The sequence below is a fragment of the Vibrio sp. B1REV9 genome (assembly GCF_905175395.2).
Lineage (GTDB): Bacteria > Pseudomonadota > Gammaproteobacteria > Enterobacterales > Vibrionaceae > Vibrio > Vibrio alfacsensis.
This window is the reverse complement of sequence record NZ_HG992745.1, coordinates 790,844-810,999: the sequence shown is the minus strand read 5'-3', so window position 1 is coordinate 810,999 and position 20,156 is coordinate 790,844. Positions and strand designations below refer to the sequence as shown.

The 20,156-nt window shown below is 45.2% G+C and carries 16 protein-coding genes; 6 read left to right on the top strand and 10 right to left on the bottom strand.

The annotated features are described in order from the left end of the window. Positions 1 to 18: 18 nt before the first annotated feature. Both KHN78_RS09290 and KHN78_RS09285 read left to right on the top strand, forming a co-directional pair. Complete coding sequence (locus KHN78_RS09290) at positions 19 to 747, top strand: glutathione peroxidase (RefSeq protein ID WP_211915854.1); 729 nt, start codon at positions 19 to 21, stop codon at positions 745 to 747. 496 nt (positions 748 to 1,243) lie between these two features. Further along, positions 1,244 to 1,540, top strand: a complete 297-nt coding sequence (locus tag KHN78_RS09285; protein WP_211915853.1) for a DUF3624 domain-containing protein — start codon at positions 1,244 to 1,246, stop codon at positions 1,538 to 1,540. A 254-nt stretch (positions 1,541 to 1,794) separates the two neighbouring features. Here KHN78_RS09285 and argH read toward each other — a convergent pair whose 3' ends face one another. The 4 genes from argH to argC all read right to left on the bottom strand — a co-directional run bounded on the left by argH (position 1,795) and on the right by argC (position 7,038). Then, positions 1,795 to 3,669, bottom strand: a complete 1,875-nt coding sequence (gene argH, locus KHN78_RS09280; RefSeq protein WP_211915852.1) for an argininosuccinate lyase — start codon at positions 3,667 to 3,669, stop codon at positions 1,795 to 1,797. A gap of 246 nt (positions 3,670 to 3,915) precedes the next feature. Next, complete coding sequence (locus KHN78_RS09275) at positions 3,916 to 5,130, bottom strand: argininosuccinate synthase (RefSeq protein ID WP_211915851.1); 1,215 nt, start codon at positions 5,128 to 5,130, stop codon at positions 3,916 to 3,918. Between the two features lie 90 nt (positions 5,131 to 5,220). Continuing rightward, a complete protein-coding gene (gene argB / locus KHN78_RS09270; protein WP_211915850.1) occupies positions 5,221 to 6,012 on the bottom strand; it encodes an acetylglutamate kinase in 792 nt (263 codons plus the stop codon). A 21-nt stretch (positions 6,013 to 6,033) separates the two neighbouring features. Then, positions 6,034 to 7,038 (bottom strand): N-acetyl-gamma-glutamyl-phosphate reductase, encoded by a 1,005-nt coding sequence (gene argC, locus KHN78_RS09265; RefSeq protein WP_211915849.1) that lies wholly within the window; start codon positions 7,036 to 7,038, stop codon positions 6,034 to 6,036. A 144-nt stretch (positions 7,039 to 7,182) separates the two neighbouring features. On the opposite strand from argC, the gene argE reads away from it, so the two are divergent. From argE to KHN78_RS09250, 3 genes are all read left to right on the top strand, one after another. Next, entirely contained in the window at positions 7,183 to 8,319 is a 1,137-nt protein-coding gene (gene argE / locus KHN78_RS09260; RefSeq protein ID WP_128810008.1) for an acetylornithine deacetylase, read from the top strand. Between the two features lie 278 nt (positions 8,320 to 8,597). After that, the gene (gene ppc, locus KHN78_RS09255) at positions 8,598 to 11,231 is read left to right on the top strand and encodes a phosphoenolpyruvate carboxylase (protein ID WP_128812228.1); all 2,634 of its coding nucleotides are present in this window, start codon (positions 8,598 to 8,600) and stop codon (positions 11,229 to 11,231) included. Between the two features lie 445 nt (positions 11,232 to 11,676). Beyond that, positions 11,677 to 12,216, top strand: coding sequence for a PadR family transcriptional regulator (locus KHN78_RS09250; protein WP_128810007.1), 540 nt, complete (start codon positions 11,677 to 11,679; stop codon positions 12,214 to 12,216). Between the two features lie 81 nt (positions 12,217 to 12,297). Here the strand turns inward: KHN78_RS09250 and metF are convergent, their stop codons facing one another. The 3 genes from metF to KHN78_RS09235 all read right to left on the bottom strand — a co-directional run bounded on the left by metF (position 12,298) and on the right by KHN78_RS09235 (position 17,091). Continuing rightward, positions 12,298 to 13,200 carry a methylenetetrahydrofolate reductase gene (gene metF, locus KHN78_RS09245; RefSeq protein ID WP_211915848.1) on the bottom strand — a complete coding sequence of 301 codons (903 nt, stop codon included), beginning with the start codon at positions 13,198 to 13,200 and terminating at the stop codon, positions 12,298 to 12,300. Positions 13,201 to 13,504: 304 nt separating this feature from the next. Next, positions 13,505 to 15,913, bottom strand: coding sequence for a bifunctional aspartate kinase/homoserine dehydrogenase II (locus KHN78_RS09240; RefSeq protein WP_211915847.1), 2,409 nt, complete (start codon positions 15,911 to 15,913; stop codon positions 13,505 to 13,507). Between the two features lie 17 nt (positions 15,914 to 15,930). Further along, positions 15,931 to 17,091 (bottom strand): O-succinylhomoserine (thiol)-lyase, encoded by a 1,161-nt coding sequence (locus tag KHN78_RS09235; protein ID WP_211915846.1) that lies wholly within the window; start codon positions 17,089 to 17,091, stop codon positions 15,931 to 15,933. Positions 17,092 to 17,319: 228 nt separating this feature from the next. Between KHN78_RS09235 and metJ the strand changes: the two genes are divergently transcribed. Beyond that, entirely contained in the window at positions 17,320 to 17,640 is a 321-nt protein-coding gene (gene metJ / locus KHN78_RS09230; protein WP_128810003.1) for a met regulon transcriptional regulator MetJ, read from the top strand. 110 nt (positions 17,641 to 17,750) lie between these two features. Here metJ and KHN78_RS09225 read toward each other — a convergent pair whose 3' ends face one another. From KHN78_RS09225 to KHN78_RS09215, 3 genes are all read right to left on the bottom strand, one after another. Beyond that, the gene (locus tag KHN78_RS09225; protein WP_211915845.1) at positions 17,751 to 19,028 is read right to left on the bottom strand and encodes a malic enzyme-like NAD(P)-binding protein; all 1,278 of its coding nucleotides are present in this window, start codon (positions 19,026 to 19,028) and stop codon (positions 17,751 to 17,753) included. A gap of 201 nt (positions 19,029 to 19,229) precedes the next feature. Continuing rightward, on the bottom strand, positions 19,230 to 19,706 hold the full coding sequence (gene bfr / locus KHN78_RS09220) for a bacterioferritin (RefSeq protein ID WP_128810001.1): 477 nt from the start codon (positions 19,704 to 19,706) through the stop codon (positions 19,230 to 19,232). 72 nt (positions 19,707 to 19,778) lie between these two features. After that, a complete protein-coding gene (locus KHN78_RS09215; protein WP_211915844.1) occupies positions 19,779 to 19,967 on the bottom strand; it encodes a (2Fe-2S)-binding protein in 189 nt (62 codons plus the stop codon). Between the last annotated feature and the right edge of the window lie 189 nt (positions 19,968 to 20,156).

The window sequence follows — 20,156 nt, the reverse complement described above, 5'->3', positions numbered from 1 at the left end:
TTGAAAAAGGAAATCATCATGTTTGCATCAAAAGAAGGTCAAGCAGTTCCACAAGTCACTTTCCCAACACGTAAAGGTGACGCATGGGTAAACGTAACAACGGACGAACTATTCAAAGATAAAACCGTTATCGTATTCAGCTTGCCGGGTGCATTTACTCCGACGTGTTCATCAAGCCATCTACCTCGCTACAATGAATTGTTTTCTGTATTCCAAGATCACGGCGTTGATGAAATTCTATGTATATCCGTCAACGACACATTCGTGATGAACGCATGGAAAGCCGATCAAGAAGCAGAAAACATCACATTTATCCCAGATGGTAATGGTGATTTTACCGATGGTATGGGCATGCTGATTGAGAAAAACGACTTAGGCTTTGGTAAACGCTCATGGCGTTACAGCATGCTTGTGAAAAATGGCGTGGTAGAAAAAATGTTCATTGAGCCAAACGAGCCAGGCGACCCGTTCAAAGTCTCTGATGCCGACACTATGTTGAATTACATTGCACCGGGACACAAAGAGCAAGAGTCTATCACTGTATTCACTAAGCCAGGCTGTCCTTTCTGTATGAAAGCGAAACAAAACCTAATCGACAAAGGTTTAAACTACGAAGAAGTCGTACTAGGTAAAGATGCAACAACAGTCAGCTTACGAGCTATCTCTGGCCGTTCGACAGTGCCTCAAGTATTTATCGGTGGTAAACATATCGGCGGTAGCGAAGAGCTAGAAACGTACTTGGGATAAGCAGCCTATACAGGGATGGGTGAAGTGTCATGAGTGCGACTGGATGAACTCCATTTCACCTGTCACCGACCAACAAAAAGAGCCTCGTCATGAACGAGGCTCTTTTTTGCTTTCTCTGCTTACGCAGTCATCATTGCGTAACGACTGACTAACACGATTGCAGTTAAGCCGATAGTGAAGAAACCACCAGCAAGACCAAGCGCTACTTTAAGTTCTGTCGACATTATACTTTTTCCCATTTTAGGCTGACAACGAACCATACATCAGTTACGTGCTACAAAAGTTTATCCAAGCTAATTTTCCATTTTTGATTTCATCACTCTACTCGTTCTGGCTTTGCAACAGTCTGCGGCGTTATAACAATCTGTGGCGTTATAAGTATCTGCTGCGTTATAACAACCACAATAAGCAAATGATCAACGTCTACATAGGAAAAACGCATTCACCTATCTAATGGGTATATAATTCGAAATAAATAGAGAGCTAGAGGCGTGTTATGTCTTGTCGTAGCTGCCAAGAACATTGGTTTTGGAAAAAGATTGGCCGTTGTCAGCGGTGTATGGATCAACTGACGGTGCTTTCCGTCCTATGTTGGATCGTATGGTGGTTTGTATTTCAAGATGATCCACATAGCATTGAGTCGATCGCCCTGATCTTTGCTGGTTTTACTTTCAATGGTTTACTGTTCTTACATCTATGGATGCGTTTTATCATCCTGCCATGGCAACGTCGTCAAAAAAAGACGAATAACCGAAAGGGGCGTAAAAATTCACATCGTTCAGATGACAAGTAAGCGTCAGAGAACAGAGAACAGAGAACAGAGAACAGAGAACAGAGAACAGGTTACTATCAAAGATCTAGTAAAACGACGATCTAGCAAAACGCTCAATAGAAAAAAGCCCCAAAACCAATATCGGTTTTGGGGCTCTCTTAGATTCTTCTAAGAAAAAGCAGTGGTACTTTAATAGACCGGGCTTCTTCTCAAAGGTTCCGTCTTTTTGTTATGATTTTTTTAATCAATAACTCAATAGGAGAAAAATCATAGAGCTAGGCAACAAAACTTTTTTGGATTACTTGCTCAATTAAATTGATCTCCAAAGCAACTTCATCACATGCATGCTGACGTGGGCACTGATCACAATCTTTCAGTACTTTCTCTGGTAGCAATGACTTTGAAGTTGGTAAGAAACTTTGCTTCATAAAGAACTCTGGGGTACGAGTGAGCACAAAGACTTTCTTAATCGCCATCTGACGAGCTTTCTCAACTAGGTAGTTCACGATAGCACTTCCCTGCCCTTGCCCTTGCCATCCCGCCTCAATGCCCAAAGAGCGAATCTCTGCAAGCCCAGAGTCGTATACATATAAAGATGCACAACCAGTAACTTCTCCGTGGTGCTCGGCAACAGCGAAAGATCCAATATCACGCACCAATTCGTTGCGTGAACGAGGTAGGTTTTCACCCATATTCGCCCAGTATGCCACCATACCCTCTAATGTTTCGATATCGGTTAAACGAGCAGGACGTACTTTGATCGAAGAAGTATCACGTTGAGACAAACGTTTGTCCGCTTGATCGACGGCGTAAGCCACTTGCTGTGGCGCGACACCACCAAGTGCACAGCGCTTCTCTAGACACGAGTCAATGGTCAGAATGTCATACACATCCGCTTCAATCACTTCAGAGAAAGCTTTCAGCTCGTCAATCGACAGCTCTTCCAACGCACAACCTTTCGCAATCGCACCAACTACGGCAACGCCAACGATATGGTGCGCTTCACGAAATGGGATGCCTTTCGCCACTAAGTAATCCGCCAGTTCGGTAGAGTTTGCATAACCTTGTTTCGCCGCTTCTAGCGTACGCTCACCATTGACCTTAATACCATCAAAACACAGTGCCGCCATTTCCATGCAGTCGTTCCATGTATCAAGTGCATCAAACAAACCTTCTTTGTCTTCTTGCATGTCTTTGTTGTAAGCCAGTGGCAGCGCTTTAACTGTCATCATCATGCCAGCCAATGCGCCGTACACACGACCCGTCTTACCACGGATAAGTTCTAATGCATCAGGGTTTTTCTTCTGTGGCATCAGAGAAGAGCCCGAGGTCACCGTGTCTGCCAATTCAATGAAGTTAGATTCACCCGAATTGTAGAAGATCATGTCTTCTGCTAAACGCGAAAGATGCAACATCGAAATAGACGCCACAGACATCAATTCCATCACATGGTCACGATCGGAAACTGAATCCAATGAGTTACGTGTTGCGCGATGGAAACCGAGATTGTGAGCTAACTCTTCACGATCGATTGGGTAAGCGGTACCCGCAAGCGCCCCAGAACCAAGTGGGCACGTATCCAAACGCTTAAGTGCGTCACTCAGACGCGAGTAGTCACGTTCAAACATTTCAACATAAGCCAAACACCAGTGAGCAAACGTCACAGGCTGAGCACGTTGCAAGTGCGTATAGCCCGGAAGCACCGTTCCTTGATGTTGCTTAGCGACGCCTACCATTTGTGCTTGTATACGATCAAGCGCAATCAACAATTGCTGACCTTGCTGACGACACCAAAGCTTCAAGTCCGTCGCTACTTGGTCATTACGAGAACGACCAGTGTGTAGCTTTTTACCCAAATCCCCAACTTTGTTAATCAACTGCTGCTCAACCCAAGAGTGGATATCTTCCGCATCCGAACGTAAAATTTGCTGTGGATCTTCCATCACTTCCAGTTTGAGCTCATTCAGTGCTAACTCAAGTTTTTGCTGCTCGTCTGCTGATAACACGTCAACAGAAAGCAAGGCTTTTGACCACGCAATTGAACCAACAATATCTTGCTCAGCCAATCGGTAATCGAAACGCAATGAATCGTTGAAGTCCTTAAATCTGGTGTCTGCCGCTTGGGTAAATCTTCCGCCCCATAATGCCATTGCGTCTCTCCTGATGACTATTGCTTACGCTAACGTGCTATTCATTAAGTGTTGACCAAACAACTGATCATTTGCTCACTTTTTGTTATGTTTCAACGTTACGATAATTACAGCGAAAAATAAAGTATAAATTCATTATTTTCACATATTTATTCATAAGTTTTTTATCATTATGCGCACCGTATGAGCAAAATAAAAAAGACCTGCCCAACATGGACAGGTCTTTTTTCTAACGTTTAAATTAGTTTATTTTTTCTGATTATTCAAAGCACGAATGCGGCTGGATAGTGAATAGAGACGAATAAAGCCTTCTGCATGACTTTGGTCATAAACTTCGTCCGCACCAAAAGTTGCAAACTCCTCAGAATACAAGCTGTTATCTGAACGTTTTTGCGTAACCGTCGCGTGGCCTTTGTAGAGCTTCACTACTACTTCACCATTTACGTCCTGAGCTAACTCCTCTGATGCCGCAAGAATTGATTTGCATAGTGGCGTAAACCAACGGCCATCGTAGACAAGGTGAGATGCTTTCAAACCAAGCTCTTCACGGAACTCAAATGAGGTCTTATCGAGAACAAGCTGCTCTACTGCACGTAGTGCTTCCATCATGATGGTACCACCCGGCGTTTCATAACAACCACGTGACTTCATACCAACCAGACGGTTTTCTACGATATCGACGCGACCAACACCATGCTTAGCACCTTTTTCGTTTAGGTAAACCAGCGCGTTGTATGGCGTCATGGCTTCACCATCGACTTCAACGATTTCACCTTTCGCAACTTTAAGCGAGACATACTCAGCTTCATTTGGAGCTTGTTCAGGGTCGACTGTCCACGCCCAACAATCTTCATTTGGCGCATTCCACGTATCTTCTAAAACGCCGCCTTCAGTAGAAATGTGCCATGCATTTGCATCACGTGAGTAAATCTTAGTCAAAGATGCTGAACAAGGGATGTTGCGCTCCGCTAAGTAATCCAAACACTCTTCACGGCTCACCAAATTCCATTCACGCCAAGGAGCGATAACATGCAGATCCGGTGCTAATGCTGCAAATGCACCTTCAAAGCGTACTTGGTCGTTACCTTTACCCGTACAGCCATGGCACAACGCATCTGCGCCGACTTTACGGGCGACTTCTACCTGCGCTTTGGCGATGATAGGACGCGCCATAGAAGTGCCCAATAGGTATTTACCTTCATAGTAGGCACCGGTTTTTAATGTCGGATAAATGTAGTCCGCTACCATCTCTTCTTTCAGATCTGCGATGTAACACTCTGAGGCACCAGAAGCTTTAGCTTTTGCTTCAATGCCCTCTAGTTCTTCTGCACCTTGACCTACATCGGCGACAAAAGCCACCACTTCACAATCGTAGTTCTCTTTTAGCCACGGGATGATAACTGATGTATCGAGACCGCCTGAGTATGCGACTACTACTTTCTTTACGTTCACTTTGCTCATGTTTCTACTCCAAACTTATCTGGCGCTGCGCTCGGCGGTCAGTGCCAACCACTTCCTAATGTTCAATTCTTTAACGGTTTTGCTTCTGCTCTATTGCGGCAGAAACTGCGTTCCGATACTTTCACCCGCGAATAGCTGGGTCAGTTTCTCTGGGTAACGCCATGTCGCTACTTCGATAGGACGACCAAGATCACTGGCGGCCTCCAAAGCGGCTTTAACTTTGACGATCATGCCGTCGGTGATCACTTGACCTTTGATCAATGCATCGGCTTCTTGCTCGGATAGCGTTTTGATCAAATGACCTTTGCCATCCAGCACACCGCTCACATCAGATAGAAGCACTAACTCCGCATCTAACGCACCAGCCACGGCAACAGCGGCCTGGTCAGCATTCACATTCATCATTTGACCTTTATCTGTCAGGCCAATTGAGCTAATGATTGGCAGTGCGCCTATGTTTAGTACCGCTTGTAATAACGTTGAATCACCCGGTGATGCTTGGCCTACTGCGCCTAACTCTGGAGCAAGTTCTTCGACACGACACAATCCGCCATCTGCAAGACTAAGTCCTACCGCATTCAGCCCATCAGCAATCGCTTGACCTTGCAGTAACTTGTTTGCCGTACCTGCAAGCGCACCTGCAATCACAGGAATTTGCTCATAAGGCGTCACGCGTAGACCATTTTTCTTTACGGTTTCAAGCTGAAGCTTTGCCATTAACTCATCAACTAGGTAGCCACCGCCATGAACGATGGCGATTTGTCGCTGCGCCGACTTTTGGTATGCCGCAATAGCAGCAAACAACTGGCTTAAGGTTTGAGTGCAAGATAGAGCTGCACCACCGAGCTTAATGACTAAAGGAGCTTGATTAGTTTGTGTCATCGCATTTCCCTCTTTCAACGACTACAGCAACGCTGTCAGTTCCGGGTAACCGTAATGAATATTGAGACATTGCATCGCTTGACTCGATGCACCTTTAAGTAGGTTGTCGATCGCAGAAATCACTATGATGTGTTCGCCATGTACCTTCCAGCCGATATCACAGAAAGGCGTGTTTTCGACATCCTGAATACGTGGAACACCGTCACCTTTAAGGCGAACCGCTGGCTTGCCTTGGTAAGCTTGTTCAAATGCTTGTGCCACTTGTGCTTCCGTCACGCCTTGCGCCAACTTCATCGTGATCGTGGCAAGAATGCCGCGCTTAAAGTTGCCTAGGTGTGGAGTAAAAATCACATCGCAACTCAAATGCTGAGCAATCTCTGGTTGGTGACGATGGTTAAAGACACCGTAAGGTTGCAAGCTCACTTCACAGAAGCTGTTAACCATGGAGGCTTTACGCCCTGCACCTGATACACCGCTGGTTGCGTTAATAACTGGCCATTGGTTGCTATCCAGTAATGCGTGTTCTAATAAAGGTTTGATTGCAAGCTGTGAAGCGGTTGGGTAGCAACCTGCCACTGCAATCAAAGGAGTGGTTTTTATTGATTCTTGGTTCCACTCTGCTAAGCCATATGCTGCTTTATCTAGCCAGTTGTTATGTTGATGTTCGAAGCCATAAAAAGTGTTGTAGAAGCCTTCGCTTTTCACACGGAATGCACCCGATAAGTCGAATACCTGACAACCTGCCTCTAAAAAGATTGGGGCTAGGTCGTGGCTCACTTCATGGGCCGTTGCCAGAAAAACCACATCAGACACTTGAGAGACTTGCTCAGGATCAGTCAAGGGCGAAACTGGCATATCAATCACCCCCGCTAGCTTGCCGTGCAACTGAGCAATATTCTTTCCTGCATCTACGCTATTGGCGGAAACGTATAAACCTGATAGCGTGAGTTCAGGGTGTTTGTTGACCATTAAAGCCAACTCTGCGCCGGTGTAGCCGCTGGCTCCGATAATCGTGGTTTTTAGCATTACATGACATCCATATACTTAAGGCTCAAAATGACTATTCATATTTAATTTTTGCTTCATTTTGATTTTTTATTCATTAAATATGATTTAATATGTGTTTTACATTTTTGTGCTCTGTCTGTCAATAGGAGAATGGAAGAATCCATGCAATTACCAAGTTTTCTAGAGGTCTATGAAGGACTGATCAGCACCTCTTCGATCAGCTCAACTGATCCAAGCTGGGATCAAGGCAATGCCAAAGTGATAGAGAAGCTAGCTTCTTGGTTTAAAGATCTTGGCTTCAGCGTTGAAGTAATCGAAGTGGAACCAGGCAAACACAATATGATCGCACGTATGGGCGAAGGTGAAGGCGGTCTACTTCTGGCAGGTCACAGCGATACCGTGCCATTTGATGAAGGGCGCTGGAGTTTTGATCCACATAAGCTGACCGAGAAAGACAACCGCTTTTACGGTTTGGGTACGGCCGATATGAAAGGCTTCTTTGCGTTTATTTATGAAGCGGTAAAGAAAGTCGATTGGAGTAAGCAGACCAAACCACTTTACGTATTAGCAACCTGTGATGAAGAAACTACCATGTTGGGAGCTCGTCATTTCACTGAGAGCGCACCTTTTAAGCCGGATTACTGCATCATTGGTGAACCCACCAGCCTAGTACCGATTCGTGGTCACAAAGGACACGTAGCAAATGCCATTCGCGTAACGGGTAAATCCGGTCACTCATCCGATCCTGCTTTAGGCGTCAACGCAATTGAGATCATGCATGAAGTCATGTTCGCCATGATGCAACTGCGCGACAAGCTAGTAAAAGAATATCACCATCCGGGTTTTGCCATTCCAAGCCCTACCCTAAACCTAGGTCATATTCATGGTGGTGACAGCGCAAACCGCATTTGTGGTTGCTGTGAACTGCACTACGATGTTCGCCCTCTTCCTGGTATTAGCCTTGACGGCTTAGAGAACATGCTGCGTAACGCATTGAAAGAAGTAGAGGCGAAATGGCCTGGACGCATCGAAATCATTCCTCTGCATGAACCTATCCCAGGTTACGAGTGTCAACATGATCACCCATTCATCGGTGGTGTGGAAGAGATCTGCCAAACAAGCTCGGAAACCGTCAACTACTGCACAGAAGCGCCTTTTCTACAGCAATTATGCCCAACGTTAGTACTTGGCCCAGGCTCTATCGATCAAGCCCACCAGCCAGATGAGTTTTTATCATTCGACTTTATCGACCCAACCATTGATGTGTTGTCCCGCGCCATGGTCAAATATTGTTGTTAGTCGCATTTTGAATAATCTTCTCCATGCAGCTCCTTCGAGCTGCATTTATCTTTTCGTTACCTCAACTTTCTAGCACGCTATATCCCTCTTTTTACACGCTATTTTGTAATTTATTTTCACTTAGCTTCAACTAGCTAACGTAATTTTGCTCTAAATCAGGAGAGAGACGGAATAATTACAAAGTTACTCGGCTTTATTTGACTACAACTGGTGCTTTTCGCTAGATTGGAGTCTCAACAAGGACAATGGATGTAGTTTTTTTACGAGGCAGGATGACAATGAACGAAAAATACGCCGCACTCAAAAGCAATGTGCGCATGCTGGGCCACTTACTCGGCAACACGATTCGCGATGCCCATGGCGAAGAGATATTCGAGAAAGTGGAAACCATTCGTAAATTATCCAAATCGGCTCAAGCTGGAAATCAAGGTGACAGAGACAGCTTAATTGAAGAAATCAAAAGCCTACCAGATGAGCAATTGACGCCAGTAACACGTGCGTTCAACCAATTTCTAAACCTGACGAATATTGCTGAGCAATACCATACGATTTCACGCCATTGTGATGAGCACATCTGCGAACCTGATGCGATTAACACGCTTTTCTCTAAATTGGAGCAAAGCGATGTCAGTAAACTAGATACTGCACAGGCCATTCGTGAATTAAATATCGAATTGGTACTCACCGCACACCCTACTGAAATCACCCGTCGCACTATGATCAACAAGCTAGTGAAGATCAACGAGTGTCTATCCAAGCTTGAACTTAGCGACCTATCATTAAAAGAGCGCAAGAAAACCGAACGTCGCCTAGAACAGTTGATCGTTCAAAGTTGGCATTCCGATGTGATCCGCCAGCAACGCCCAACACCTCTTGATGAGGCCAAATGGGGCTTTGCCGTTGTTGAAAATTCACTATGGGAAGCTGTGCCTGATTTCCTTCGAGAAATGAATGACCGCCTAAAATCTTACCTAGGCGAAGGTCTGCCTATTGATGCTCGCCCGGTGCATTTTTCCTCTTGGATGGGCGGTGACCGAGACGGCAACCCGTTCGTGACTCATAGCGTGACTCGTGAAGTACTACTTCTGTCTCGCTGGAAAGCTGCCGACTTGTATCTAAATGACATCAATGAGTTGATCAGCGAACTGTCCATGACGGTTTGTAATGACAAAGTCCGTGAACTTGCAGGGGACGATGAGCATGAACCATACCGTGCAATCCTAAAACAAGTACGCTCACTACTAAACGAAACCAAAGACATTCTCGACGCAAAAATTAACGGCCAAAAACTGGCAGTGAAAGCACCGCTACAGAAAGTAGAACAGCTTTGGGAACCTCTTTACGCGTGTTACCAATCACTAACAGAATGTGGCATGAGCGTCATTGCGAATGGCTCACTATTAGACACATTGCGTCGCGTAAAAGCGTTTGGTGTTCACCTTGTTCGCTTGGATATCCGTCAAGAAAGTACACGCCACGCTGACGTACTTTCTGAGCTAACTCGTTACCTAGGCATTGGTGATTACGAGCAGTGGAGTGAGCAAGATAAGATTGCTTTCTTAACCAACGAACTAGCATCTAAGCGACCTCTTCTGCCTCGCGACTGGGAACCATCAGAGCCTGTAAAAGAAGTATTAGATACCTGTAAGATCATCGCAGCACAACCACGTGATGCATTTGGTGCTTACGTGATCTCAATGGCGCGTACCGCGTCTGACGTATTGGCTGTGCATTTACTGTTGCAAGAAGCAGGCTGTCCTTACCGCATGGACGTATGTCCATTGTTTGAAACTCTTGACGATTTGAACAATGCGGAAGCCGTCATCAAACAGCTAATGGGCATCGACCTATACCGTGGCTTTATCCAAAACCACCAGATGGTGATGATCGGTTACTCTGATTCAGCAAAAGATGCCGGTGTCATGTCGGCGGGTTGGGCCCAATACCACGCGATGGATTCACTGGTTAAGGTTGCGGAAGAAGAAGGCGTTGAGCTGACTTTATTCCACGGCCGAGGCGGTACGATTGGTCGTGGTGGAGCACCTGCTCATGCAGCACTGCTGTCTCAGCCACCGAAGAGCTTGAAAGGCGGTTTGCGCGTCACAGAGCAAGGCGAAATGATTCGCTTTAAACTTGGTCTACCAGACGTTGCTGTAAACAGCTTCAACCTATATTCAAGTGCGATTCTGGAGGCAAACCTATTGCCACCACCAGAACCAAAACAAGAATGGCGCGATCTAATGGATGTACTGTCGGAAGTTAGCTGTGAAGCATACCGTAGCATCGTTCGCGGCGAACCCGATTTCGTCCCTTACTTCCGTCAAGCAACACCAGAGTTGGAGCTAGGTAAACTGCCTCTAGGATCTCGTCCTGCAAAACGTAACCCGAACGGCGGCGTTGAAAGCTTACGTGCCATTCCTTGGATCTTCTCTTGGAGTCAAAACCGTTTGGTACTACCAGCATGGCTAGGCGCGGGTGAAGCCATTCAGTACTCTGTAAACAAAGGCCATCAGGCACTGCTAGAGGAAATGTGCCGAGAATGGCCGTTCTTCTCAACTCGCTTAGGTATGCTTGAGATGGTTTACACCAAGTGCAACATGGATATCTCTCGCTACTATGATCAACGCCTCGTTGATGAGCAACTACAGCCTCTGGGTGATCGTCTGCGTGATCAACTTCAACAAGACATTAAGTCCGTACTGAATGTAGAGAACAACGAGAACCTGATGCAAAGCGACCCGTGGGGCCTTGAATCTATTCGTTTGCGTAACATCTACGTTGAGCCTTTGAATATGCTTCAAGCAGAGCTTTTATACCGTACTCGTCAAACAGAAGAAGCTTCTGCTAACTTAGAAGAAGCGCTGATGGTAACGATCGCAGGTATCGCTGCAGGCATGCGTAATACAGGTTAATCTTGTTCAATCTGAGGGCTGAGCGGATGCTCCGCCCTCGCCTTACCGTACAATCATTTTCACTATGTACGATACCACCCTAGCTTAATGCTCCATTAAAAAAGCAAAAAAACCACATCTAACAAAATAAATAACTACCACCGAGGACTATTGAGTTTTTTATTAGTTTTTTACCCGTTTTTTTTCCTACTATTCCACTTTATGCTTATTATTTATATACTACTCTTTCGCTGAGAGCAGATAATTCCAACCCAATAAGCTCCAGCATGATGATGGCTCAACCATCATTCTAGGTGATAAACGGCTTTCAAGGTGACATTACCAACATTGTTTTATTACTAACATTGTTCGGTGCTACCTATACATATCAATGATTAAGTGCCAAAAAGAGCACTCAAGTATACGTAGTTTGTTTACAAGTTTATTGACCATTTGGATTGAAGACATGTCATTACCACACGTAATCTTAACCGTACTTAGCACTCGCGACGCAACCGGTTACGACATCACTAAAGAATTCTCAGCTAGCATCGGTTACTTCTGGAAAGCAAGCCACCAACAAGTTTATCGTGAACTTAATAAAATGGCGGAAAAAGCGCTGGTTACTTGCGTACTAGAACCTCAAGAAGGTAAACCTGATCGTAAGGTATATTCAATTACCGACGCTGGGCGTAGTGCATTAGGTGAGTGGTTCGATCAACCAACGGCACATCCAACCGTTCGTGATGAATTTTCAGCAAAACTTATTGCTTGCGCAGTACAACCAGCAGCACCTTTCCGCGACCAACTATCTGAACTCGTTGATGAATCGCGCAAATTGGTTTCTCACTACAAAGAAATCGAAGCCGCTTACTACGCAACCCCATCAACACTCGATAAACAAGCTCGCCTAGAGCGCCTGACTCTTCGTCGTAACCTGATGCTGCGTGAAGCATGGATCAATTGGGCTGAAGAAGTTTTAACTGAACTTGAAGTGATTGGTTAATTTACACCATTACTTAAATTGAAACGAAAAAGGCTTACCGATGGGTAAGCCTTTTCTTTTGTTTATCTTGGGGAATGGAAATTACGCACCTGACGCCACTTGTGGGCGCACACCTAACGTATGGCAAAGTGCATAAGTCATCTCTGCGCGGTTAAGAGTATAGAAGTGGAAGTCTTTCACACCCTCACGACTGAGTACACGCACCATATCAATCGCCTGACTAGCACCAACCAACTGACGTGTCACCGGATCATCATCCAATCCCTCGAATTGCTTACTCATCCAGCCTGGTACTTTCACGTTGTTCTGTGCGGCAAAGCGTGATGCTTGTTTAAAATTCGATACTGGCAAAATACCTGGGACGATTTCCACATCGATACCAGCCGCCACACAGCGGTCGCGGAAACGCAGGTAAGACTCGACATCAAAGAAAAACTGAGTGATCGCACGATTGGCTCCAGCATCTACTTTACGCTTTAGGTTAAGCAAATCTGATTGCGCACTCTTCGCTTCTGGATGTACTTCTGGGAACGCCGCCACAGAGATATCAAAATCATGGCGCGCTTTAAGCAGTTCTACTAAGTCCGATGCGTACATATCTGGTGCGCCGCCACCTGGTGGGATATCACCACGCAGAGCAACGATATTTTTAATCCCGTTATTCCAGTAATCATCTGCAATGTTGATCAGTTCGTCACGAGTTGCATCGATGCAAGTTAAGTGTGGCGCAGCAACTAAGCCGGTTTCTGCTTTGATTTCTTTGATGATGGAGTGCGTTCTATCTCGTTCACCAGAGTTTGCACCGTAGGTGACTGAAACGAACTTAGGGTTGAGCGTTTTTAGACGGTGTACTGAGCTCCATAGTGTCTCCTCCATCTTTTCGCTACTTGGTGGAAAAAACTCAAATGAGACGTTGATATTGTCTGATAGTTCAGCGATATTTTGGTTTAAGGCGTCAATATGGCCTGCATGCGTGTATCCCATCTTACTCTCCCTGTGGTAACTCCACCACGAAATCAAAATTCCTTAAATCGACGTTTAGACGTCTATATGTCTCCAGGATGTATTGAATACGATTTAATGTCAACCTCATGACTATGAATTTTTCTCAAGTTAACAATGAGAGCAGCTCAAGTTCCAATTCAACTGCTTTCTGAGCTTTCTTTTTACATTCATATCATGCACACCTAGCAATAAAAAACCTCGGCATCGAACCGAGGTTTTCATCACCGCTTACCGCTGTCTATTCAAAACACTATGTTTAGCACTGAACCGTTAAACAATACAGCTAGAAAAGCCCAGCTAAGCGGTTGAGATCGGATTGAATCGCACCCGCAGTGACATCTCGTCCTGCTCCAGGGCCTCGGATCACCAACGGGTTGTCTTTATACCATTTACTTTCAATCGCGAAGATATTGTCACAGGGCAGCAGATTCGCCAACGCATGTTCACGAGACAGCGCTTCTACACCGACCGTCGCTTTTCCATTGCGCTCTAAACGAGCAACATAACGAAGTACTTGGTCATTCTTCTGCGCCTTATTCAGGCGCTCTTGGAGAATCTCACTCAGCACGTCCCCTTGGTCAAAAAAAGTATCTAAGCTCAATTCACGTAGCGATTCTGGGACCAGTGACTCAACCTTGACGCTTTCAGGTTCAATGTCCAGACCTGACTCTCGCGCTAAGATGACTAGCTTGCGCATCACATCCGAGCCATCTAAATCAGAACGAGGGTCTGGCTCTGTAAGACCTTGCTGCCATGCTAAGTCGACTAACTCGCTAAAAGGTACTGAACCATCAAACTGTTGGAACAACCATGACAAGGTGCCAGAAAAAATACCCGATACTGCGACAATTTCATCCCCACTTTCACGTAAATCACGCACGGTATGATTGATTGGTAATCCGGCTCCAACCGTTGCGTTATAAAACCAGTGACGTCCAATCTTAGCAAAGGCATCTTGAACTTGATGGTAGTATTCACTGCTCGCAGAACCCGCAACCTTATTAGCAGAGATAAGATGGATGCCTTGCTGAGCAATTTGCACATAACGCTCTGCAAGCTCTTTACTTGCTGTCACATCGAGCACAACGGCTTCATCATAATTCTGTAAGGCTCCCAATTCCGTTAACCAACGGCCGTCATTTCCAATGCTTTCCTCATCAAAATGAGACAACACTCTCTCTACATCAATCCCTTGGTCATCAAACCAATAGGCCTGACTATCAACCACCGCGACCAATTCGAAATTCATTCCGTGCCGTTTTTCCAATTCATTTTTTTGAGCAGCAAAAAGCGATAACCAACTAGAGCCAATGTTTCCTTTTCCGCAAAGCGCAACAGCAACACGCTTTTGGGCTTGGAACAACTGATTATGAATGCTTGGTACTATGCTCTCCACATCTGCTCGGCGCAAGATCGCCACTAAGCTCAAGCCCGACTCCGTTTCAGAGAAAAACTCCACCGGAGAGTGCTTTAACTGTTGGAAAAAACCAAAGCAGTGATGGGCATTTTTTGTCACACCTGCACCAACTGCAGCAAGAAGCGAATAGCCCTCTTTTAATTTGATTTCCGCTTCAACCGCCAGATCCTGTAAATACTCTAGCGCACCAGCTGCGATTTCAGCGGTATAAGCCAAACGCAGAACTTGCTTATCATCTTGCACTTCAAATGCGAGAGGCTCTAACTGCGCTCGTTTTAACGCCTGCAATACACCTTTTTGAGCACGTGAAAAATCATGTCCATGAAAGAACGACAGTTGAACTAAAAGTACGTCATCTAAAGAAGTAATGATTTTAGCACCACGACCCGAAGCTAATACGCGTTCAATACGAGTTGATCCCGATTCTGGCTGATAGCTACATTTGAGGTTCAAATCCATCGCACTCTGAGCCACGGGCTGAAGTGTTCTGCTATGAAGCACTGGCGCAGCCAAACGCGCAAGCTCACTGGCTTCATCCAAACGTAGCAATGGCAATAAACAAGCATCCGATACTAGTCGAGGATCCGCACTATAAACGCCAGCAACATCACTCCAGATAGTGACCGTGCTCACTCCAGCTAGCGCGCCGATGATTGTTGCAGAGTAATCTGAGCCATTACGGCCAAGTAATACCGTTTCTCCCGCACAGTTTTGAGCCATAAAGCCTGTAATAATCAATCGTTTATGATTATGTTGCGCTAGTATTTCTTTAATTAACGGGTAAGAACGCGCGCGATCAACCTCTGGCTGTATCCCAGATTCTGCGCGTAAAAACAGCCGAGCATCTTGTGCGATAGCGGCTAAATCCTGCTGCGACAACAATGCAGCCAGCAAGCGAGAAGACCACACTTCACCATGACCTAACACTGCTGCCTTTTGCGGCTCTGTTAACGGGGCAACCAATTCCGCCAGCGTAGTGAATTCATCCTGTAACAAGGCGAGCAATTCGCTCTTAACATCCCCCGCCAGAAGGGTCTCAACCAATTCTATTTGAAACTGTCGTAAGCTGTGCAAAGCTTCATGAGCAAGGCGGCCATCTTTTTCTAAGCCATCCAAAAACTCAATTAATCGATTCGTCGTTTTTCCCGCAGCAGACACCACAACGAGATCGTTTTCTGCTGAATATTCTTTAAGAATACTGGCCACACGTTGGTAACACTCGGAGTTCGCTAAGCTGCTGCCACCAAATTTATGCAGCTGACGTTGTACACTCATGATCGTTATACTCCCCGTTACAGTGCTGCTTTCGTAAATGCTTGTTCAAGATCAGAAATCAGATCTTGCGCATCTTCCAGACCAACAGATAAACGCAATAATTGTTGAGATACTCCAGCCTCTGCCAACGCAACGTCACCCATCGCACGATGCGTCATTGAAACTGGGTGACAAATCAAGCTTTCTACACCACCTAACGACTCAGCAAGGGAGAACAGGTCAAGCTCTTTAACGAACACTTTTAATTGTTCAAATGACCCTGCAAACTCAAAGCTGAGCATCGAGCCGAAACCTGATTGTTGTTTCTTCGCGATATCATGACCAGGGTGTTCAGGCAAACTTGGGTGATAGATCTTGGCGACTAAGGATTGCGTTTGAAGATACGCTAACACTTGCTGAGAACTTTCTTCGTGAACACGCATTCGTGCACCCAGCGTACGAATGCCTCGCAGTGTCATGTAACTATCAAATGGTGTACCCGTTGCACCAATACAGTTACCCCACCATGCCAACTCTTCAGCGTGCTCTTCGCTCTTAGTGATCACCACACCGCCAATCACATCAGAGTGACCATTAATGTATTTCGTCGTTGAGTGGATAACAAAATCTGCACCTAGCTCTAAAGGCTTTTGATATACGGGAGTCAAAAAGGTATTGTCTACGGCCACTAACGCACCAACTTGTTTCGCTTTCTCACACACTGCCGCGATATCAACAACGCGAACTAGAGGGTTTGATGGCGTTTCTAGCAGGATGAGCTTTGGCTTTTTCGCAATCGCAGCATCCAGCGCTTGCTGATCGGATTGATCAACAAACTGAACCTTAAAGTCGCCTTTATTTGCTCGGGTGTTGAATAAACGGTAGGTGCCGCCGTAGCAATCGTGTGGTGCAACAATGAGATCATCTGGCCCAAGAAACGCCGAAACCCAAAGGTTTAATGCCGATGTTCCACAGTTGGTCACCACTGCACCTTTACCTGATTCAAGCTCATATAACGCCTGCTCCAACAATCCTCGGTTTGGGTTACCTGAACGGGTATAATCGTATTGAGGGACTTCACCAAATGCCGGGAAGCCATAGTTAGTTGAAAGGTAAATTGGTGGTACTACAGCGTGATATTGACTGTCTGATTCGATACCTGTGCGTACAGCAATGGTCGCAGGCTTACGGGTGCTCATGAGTGTATCCTTTCACGGGTGGTGACATCTAAACGGGAATGCGCTATATCTAACTCATATTACTCAATTGATTAACACTCTTCCCTAACTATTAACGTCACTTTACTTGCCTAAAAACAAGACGTCAACACTTCTAGACGTCTATATGTCTTTGCTTATGGCGGTAAATGCAGCTAAAATCGCACCTACATTTAATTTTCCAACTTATTACATTAATGAAGGTGCGCAATGGCTGACTGGAATGGCGAATACATTAGCCCATATGCTGAGCACGGTAAAAAAAGCGAACAAGTAAAAAAGATTACCGTCTCTATCCCGCTAAAAGTTTTAAAAGTACTGACTGATGAGCGAACTCGCCGCCAGATCAATAACTTACGCCATGCAACTAACAGTGAACTTCTGTGTGAAGCATTTCTACATGCTTACACAGGTCAACCACTGCCAACGGATGAAGACCTTCGTAAAGACCGACCTGATGATATTCCGGCTGAAGCAAAAGCGCTGATGACCGCAATGGGCATTGAATTCGAAGCGTTTGACGAAGAATAATTGCTTACAAATTCGTCATCGTTTGGAAGTAACGCCGGGGGGTTGCTTCAACAAAACCAAAAAGGGACGCCAACGCGTCCCTTTTTTTATCTAGAGCATCACTCTGCAATTTATTCAGCCATGTAGTTTTCTGGCATTTCAATACGAGCAACACCTGAATTGACTGCCGCTTTAGCAACCGCTTTCGCCACTCGTGGCAATAGACGTGGATCCATTGGTTTTGGAATGATGTAGTCGTTGCCAAATTCGAGCTTATCAACACCTGCGGCTTTTAATACCGCTTCAGGCACTGGCTCTTTCGCCAACTCTCGAATTGCATCCACCGCCGCTAGCTTCATTTCATCGTTAATCTCACTCGCACGCACATCCAAAGCACCTCGGAAGATGAATGGGAAACACAGTACGTTGTTTACTTGGTTCGGGTAATCGCTACGGCCAGTCCCCATGATCAAATCATCACGCACTTCATGAGCGATCTCTGGTTTGATTTCAGGATCAGGATTCGAACAAGCGAATACGACTGGCTTATCGGCCATCAGTTTCAACGCTTCTGCTGGCAGTAAGTTTGGACCCGATACCCCTAAAAATAGATCCGCCCCATCAATAACATCTTCAAGCGTGCGTTTATCGGTGTTGTTCGCAAACAGCTGTTTGTATTCATTCAAATCATCACGACGCGTATGGATCACCCCTTTGCGATCCAACATGTAGATCTTTTCACGCATGGCACCACATTTGATCAATAGCTCCATGCATGCCACAGCTGCTGCACCGGCACCAAGACACACAATTGTTGCTTCTTCTAGCTTTTTTCCCTGTAGTTCAATAGCATTTAACATACCCGCAGCGGTAACAATCGCCGTACCGTGTTGGTCATCGTGGAATACCGGTACGTCACAACGTTCAATAAGACGCTTTTCAATCTCAAAACAATCTGGTGCCTTGATATCTTCAAGATTAATACCACCGAAAGTGTCAGCAATGTTTGCTACTGTGTCGACAAATTCGTCGATCGTACGGTGCTTTACTTCGATATCAATTGAGTCTAGACCAGCAAAACGTTTAAACAGCAGCGCTTTACCCTCCATTACTGGTTTAGAAGCTAACGGACCAAGATTACCCAATCCAAGAATCGCCGTACCGTTGGAAATAACCGCAACCATGTTACCTTTCGCCGTGTACTTGTACACATTGTCGGCATTTTGCGCGATTTCACGTACAGGTTCCGCAACACCAGGGCTGTATGCAAGCGCAAGGTCGTTAGCCGTTTCCGCTGGTTTAGTCAGCTCTACAGCAATTTTTCCTGGCGTTGGGTAGGCATGGTAATCCAATGCTTGTTGGCGACGTTCTTCTTCTGGGGTGAGTTCTTGGCGATGCTCTTCAGACATGTATCTGTTTCTCTTTTGTTATGGTTTCGGTAAGGGGGAGTAAATATTAATGTATAGAAATCAATCTTCATAGGCAAGATTGCGAGCTATATCTTTAAAAAAGAGCAAACTAGTAGAGATAAGACCAGATACCTGGAAGTGACACCTGATTAATAAAACAGGTGTCATTTGGTGATTTAATGAATCAAAAGTAAAGCGCGACTACTCTTCATCAACATACTGTGCTTGGAGGTAATTTTCGATGCCAGACATCTCGATAAGGCCAAGCTGAGTTTCTAACCAATCAACATGCTCTTCTTCATCTTCCAGAATATCTTGGAACAAATCTCGAGAAACATAATCACGAATATCTTCCGCATAAGCGATCGCATCTTTTAAATCAGGGATAGCAGCCATTTCTAACTTCAAGTCACACTCAAGCATCTCTGGCGTGTCTTCGCCTATCATCAGTTTGCCAAGGTCTTGAAGGTTAGGAAGCCCCTCTAGAAATAGAATGCGTTCAATTAAATGATCGGCATGCTTCATTTCATCAATAGACTCGTGGTATTCCTTTTCAGCAAGGTGTTTCAATCCCCAATCTTTATACATGCGAGCGTGAAGAAAGTATTGGTTTATTGCGATGAGCTCATTACCGAGCACTTTATTGAGATGTTGAATTATGATTGGATCGCCTTTCATGACAAAGCCCTCCTCTTTGGCTTCATATAACTGTAGAAGCAAATGAGAAGGTGTCAAAAATGAAGCGTGTCATTAGCTAACTTGTTTCAGCACTAGATATTCTGTTTCTGCTAAAATTTCTTTCGCTTGTTTAATGCACTTACCGCATTGACTTCCTAAAGCAGTGCATCTTTTAATTCCTCGAATGTCCGTTATGCCCTCATCTATCGCCAACTTCCTAATTTTCTTGTCAGAGACACCATGACAAAGACAAACGTACATATTCAAAACCCCTAAATTCTACCTTGGAATGAAATATAAACAATAATCGTTCTTGTTACCAGTTGTATTAATAGGGGTTACAGAACGTTTTGTTATATCAATTTTGAGCATTTAATGAACTTTCAATGACTTAGCAGGTACAAAAAAGGGAAGCCTTAGCTTCCCTTTTTCTAGCGCTTTCTTCAAAAA

Bases quoted from the DNA above. Each gene is read 5' to 3' on its own strand.
- KHN78_RS09290 (WP_211915854.1), top strand. From the start codon at position 19: ATGTTTGCATCAAAAGAAGGTCAAGCAGTTCCACAAGTCACTTTCCCA.
- KHN78_RS09285 (WP_211915853.1), top strand. From the start codon at position 1,244: ATGTCTTGTCGTAGCTGCCAAGAACATTGGTTTTGGAAAAAGATTGGC.
- argH (WP_211915852.1), bottom strand. From the start codon at position 3,669: ATGGCATTATGGGGCGGAAGATTTACCCAAGCGGCAGACACCAGATTT.
- KHN78_RS09275 (WP_211915851.1), bottom strand. From the start codon at position 5,130: ATGAGCAAAGTGAACGTAAAGAAAGTAGTAGTCGCATACTCAGGCGGT.
- argB (WP_211915850.1), bottom strand. From the start codon at position 6,012: ATGACACAAACTAATCAAGCTCCTTTAGTCATTAAGCTCGGTGGTGCA.
- argC (WP_211915849.1), bottom strand. From the start codon at position 7,038: ATGCTAAAAACCACGATTATCGGAGCCAGCGGCTACACCGGCGCAGAG.
- argE (WP_128810008.1), top strand. From the start codon at position 7,183: ATGCAATTACCAAGTTTTCTAGAGGTCTATGAAGGACTGATCAGCACC.
- ppc (WP_128812228.1), top strand. From the start codon at position 8,598: ATGAACGAAAAATACGCCGCACTCAAAAGCAATGTGCGCATGCTGGGC.
- KHN78_RS09250 (WP_128810007.1), top strand. From the start codon at position 11,677: ATGTCATTACCACACGTAATCTTAACCGTACTTAGCACTCGCGACGCA.
- metF (WP_211915848.1), bottom strand. From the start codon at position 13,200: ATGGGATACACGCATGCAGGCCATATTGACGCCTTAAACCAAAATATC.
- KHN78_RS09240 (WP_211915847.1), bottom strand. From the start codon at position 15,913: ATGAGTGTACAACGTCAGCTGCATAAATTTGGTGGCAGCAGCTTAGCG.
- KHN78_RS09235 (WP_211915846.1), bottom strand. From the start codon at position 17,091: ATGAGCACCCGTAAGCCTGCGACCATTGCTGTACGCACAGGTATCGAA.
- metJ (WP_128810003.1), top strand. From the start codon at position 17,320: ATGGCTGACTGGAATGGCGAATACATTAGCCCATATGCTGAGCACGGT.
- KHN78_RS09225 (WP_211915845.1), bottom strand. From the start codon at position 19,028: ATGTCTGAAGAGCATCGCCAAGAACTCACCCCAGAAGAAGAACGTCGC.
- bfr (WP_128810001.1), bottom strand. From the start codon at position 19,706: ATGAAAGGCGATCCAATCATAATTCAACATCTCAATAAAGTGCTCGGT.
- KHN78_RS09215 (WP_211915844.1), bottom strand. From the start codon at position 19,967: ATGTACGTTTGTCTTTGTCATGGTGTCTCTGACAAGAAAATTAGGAAG.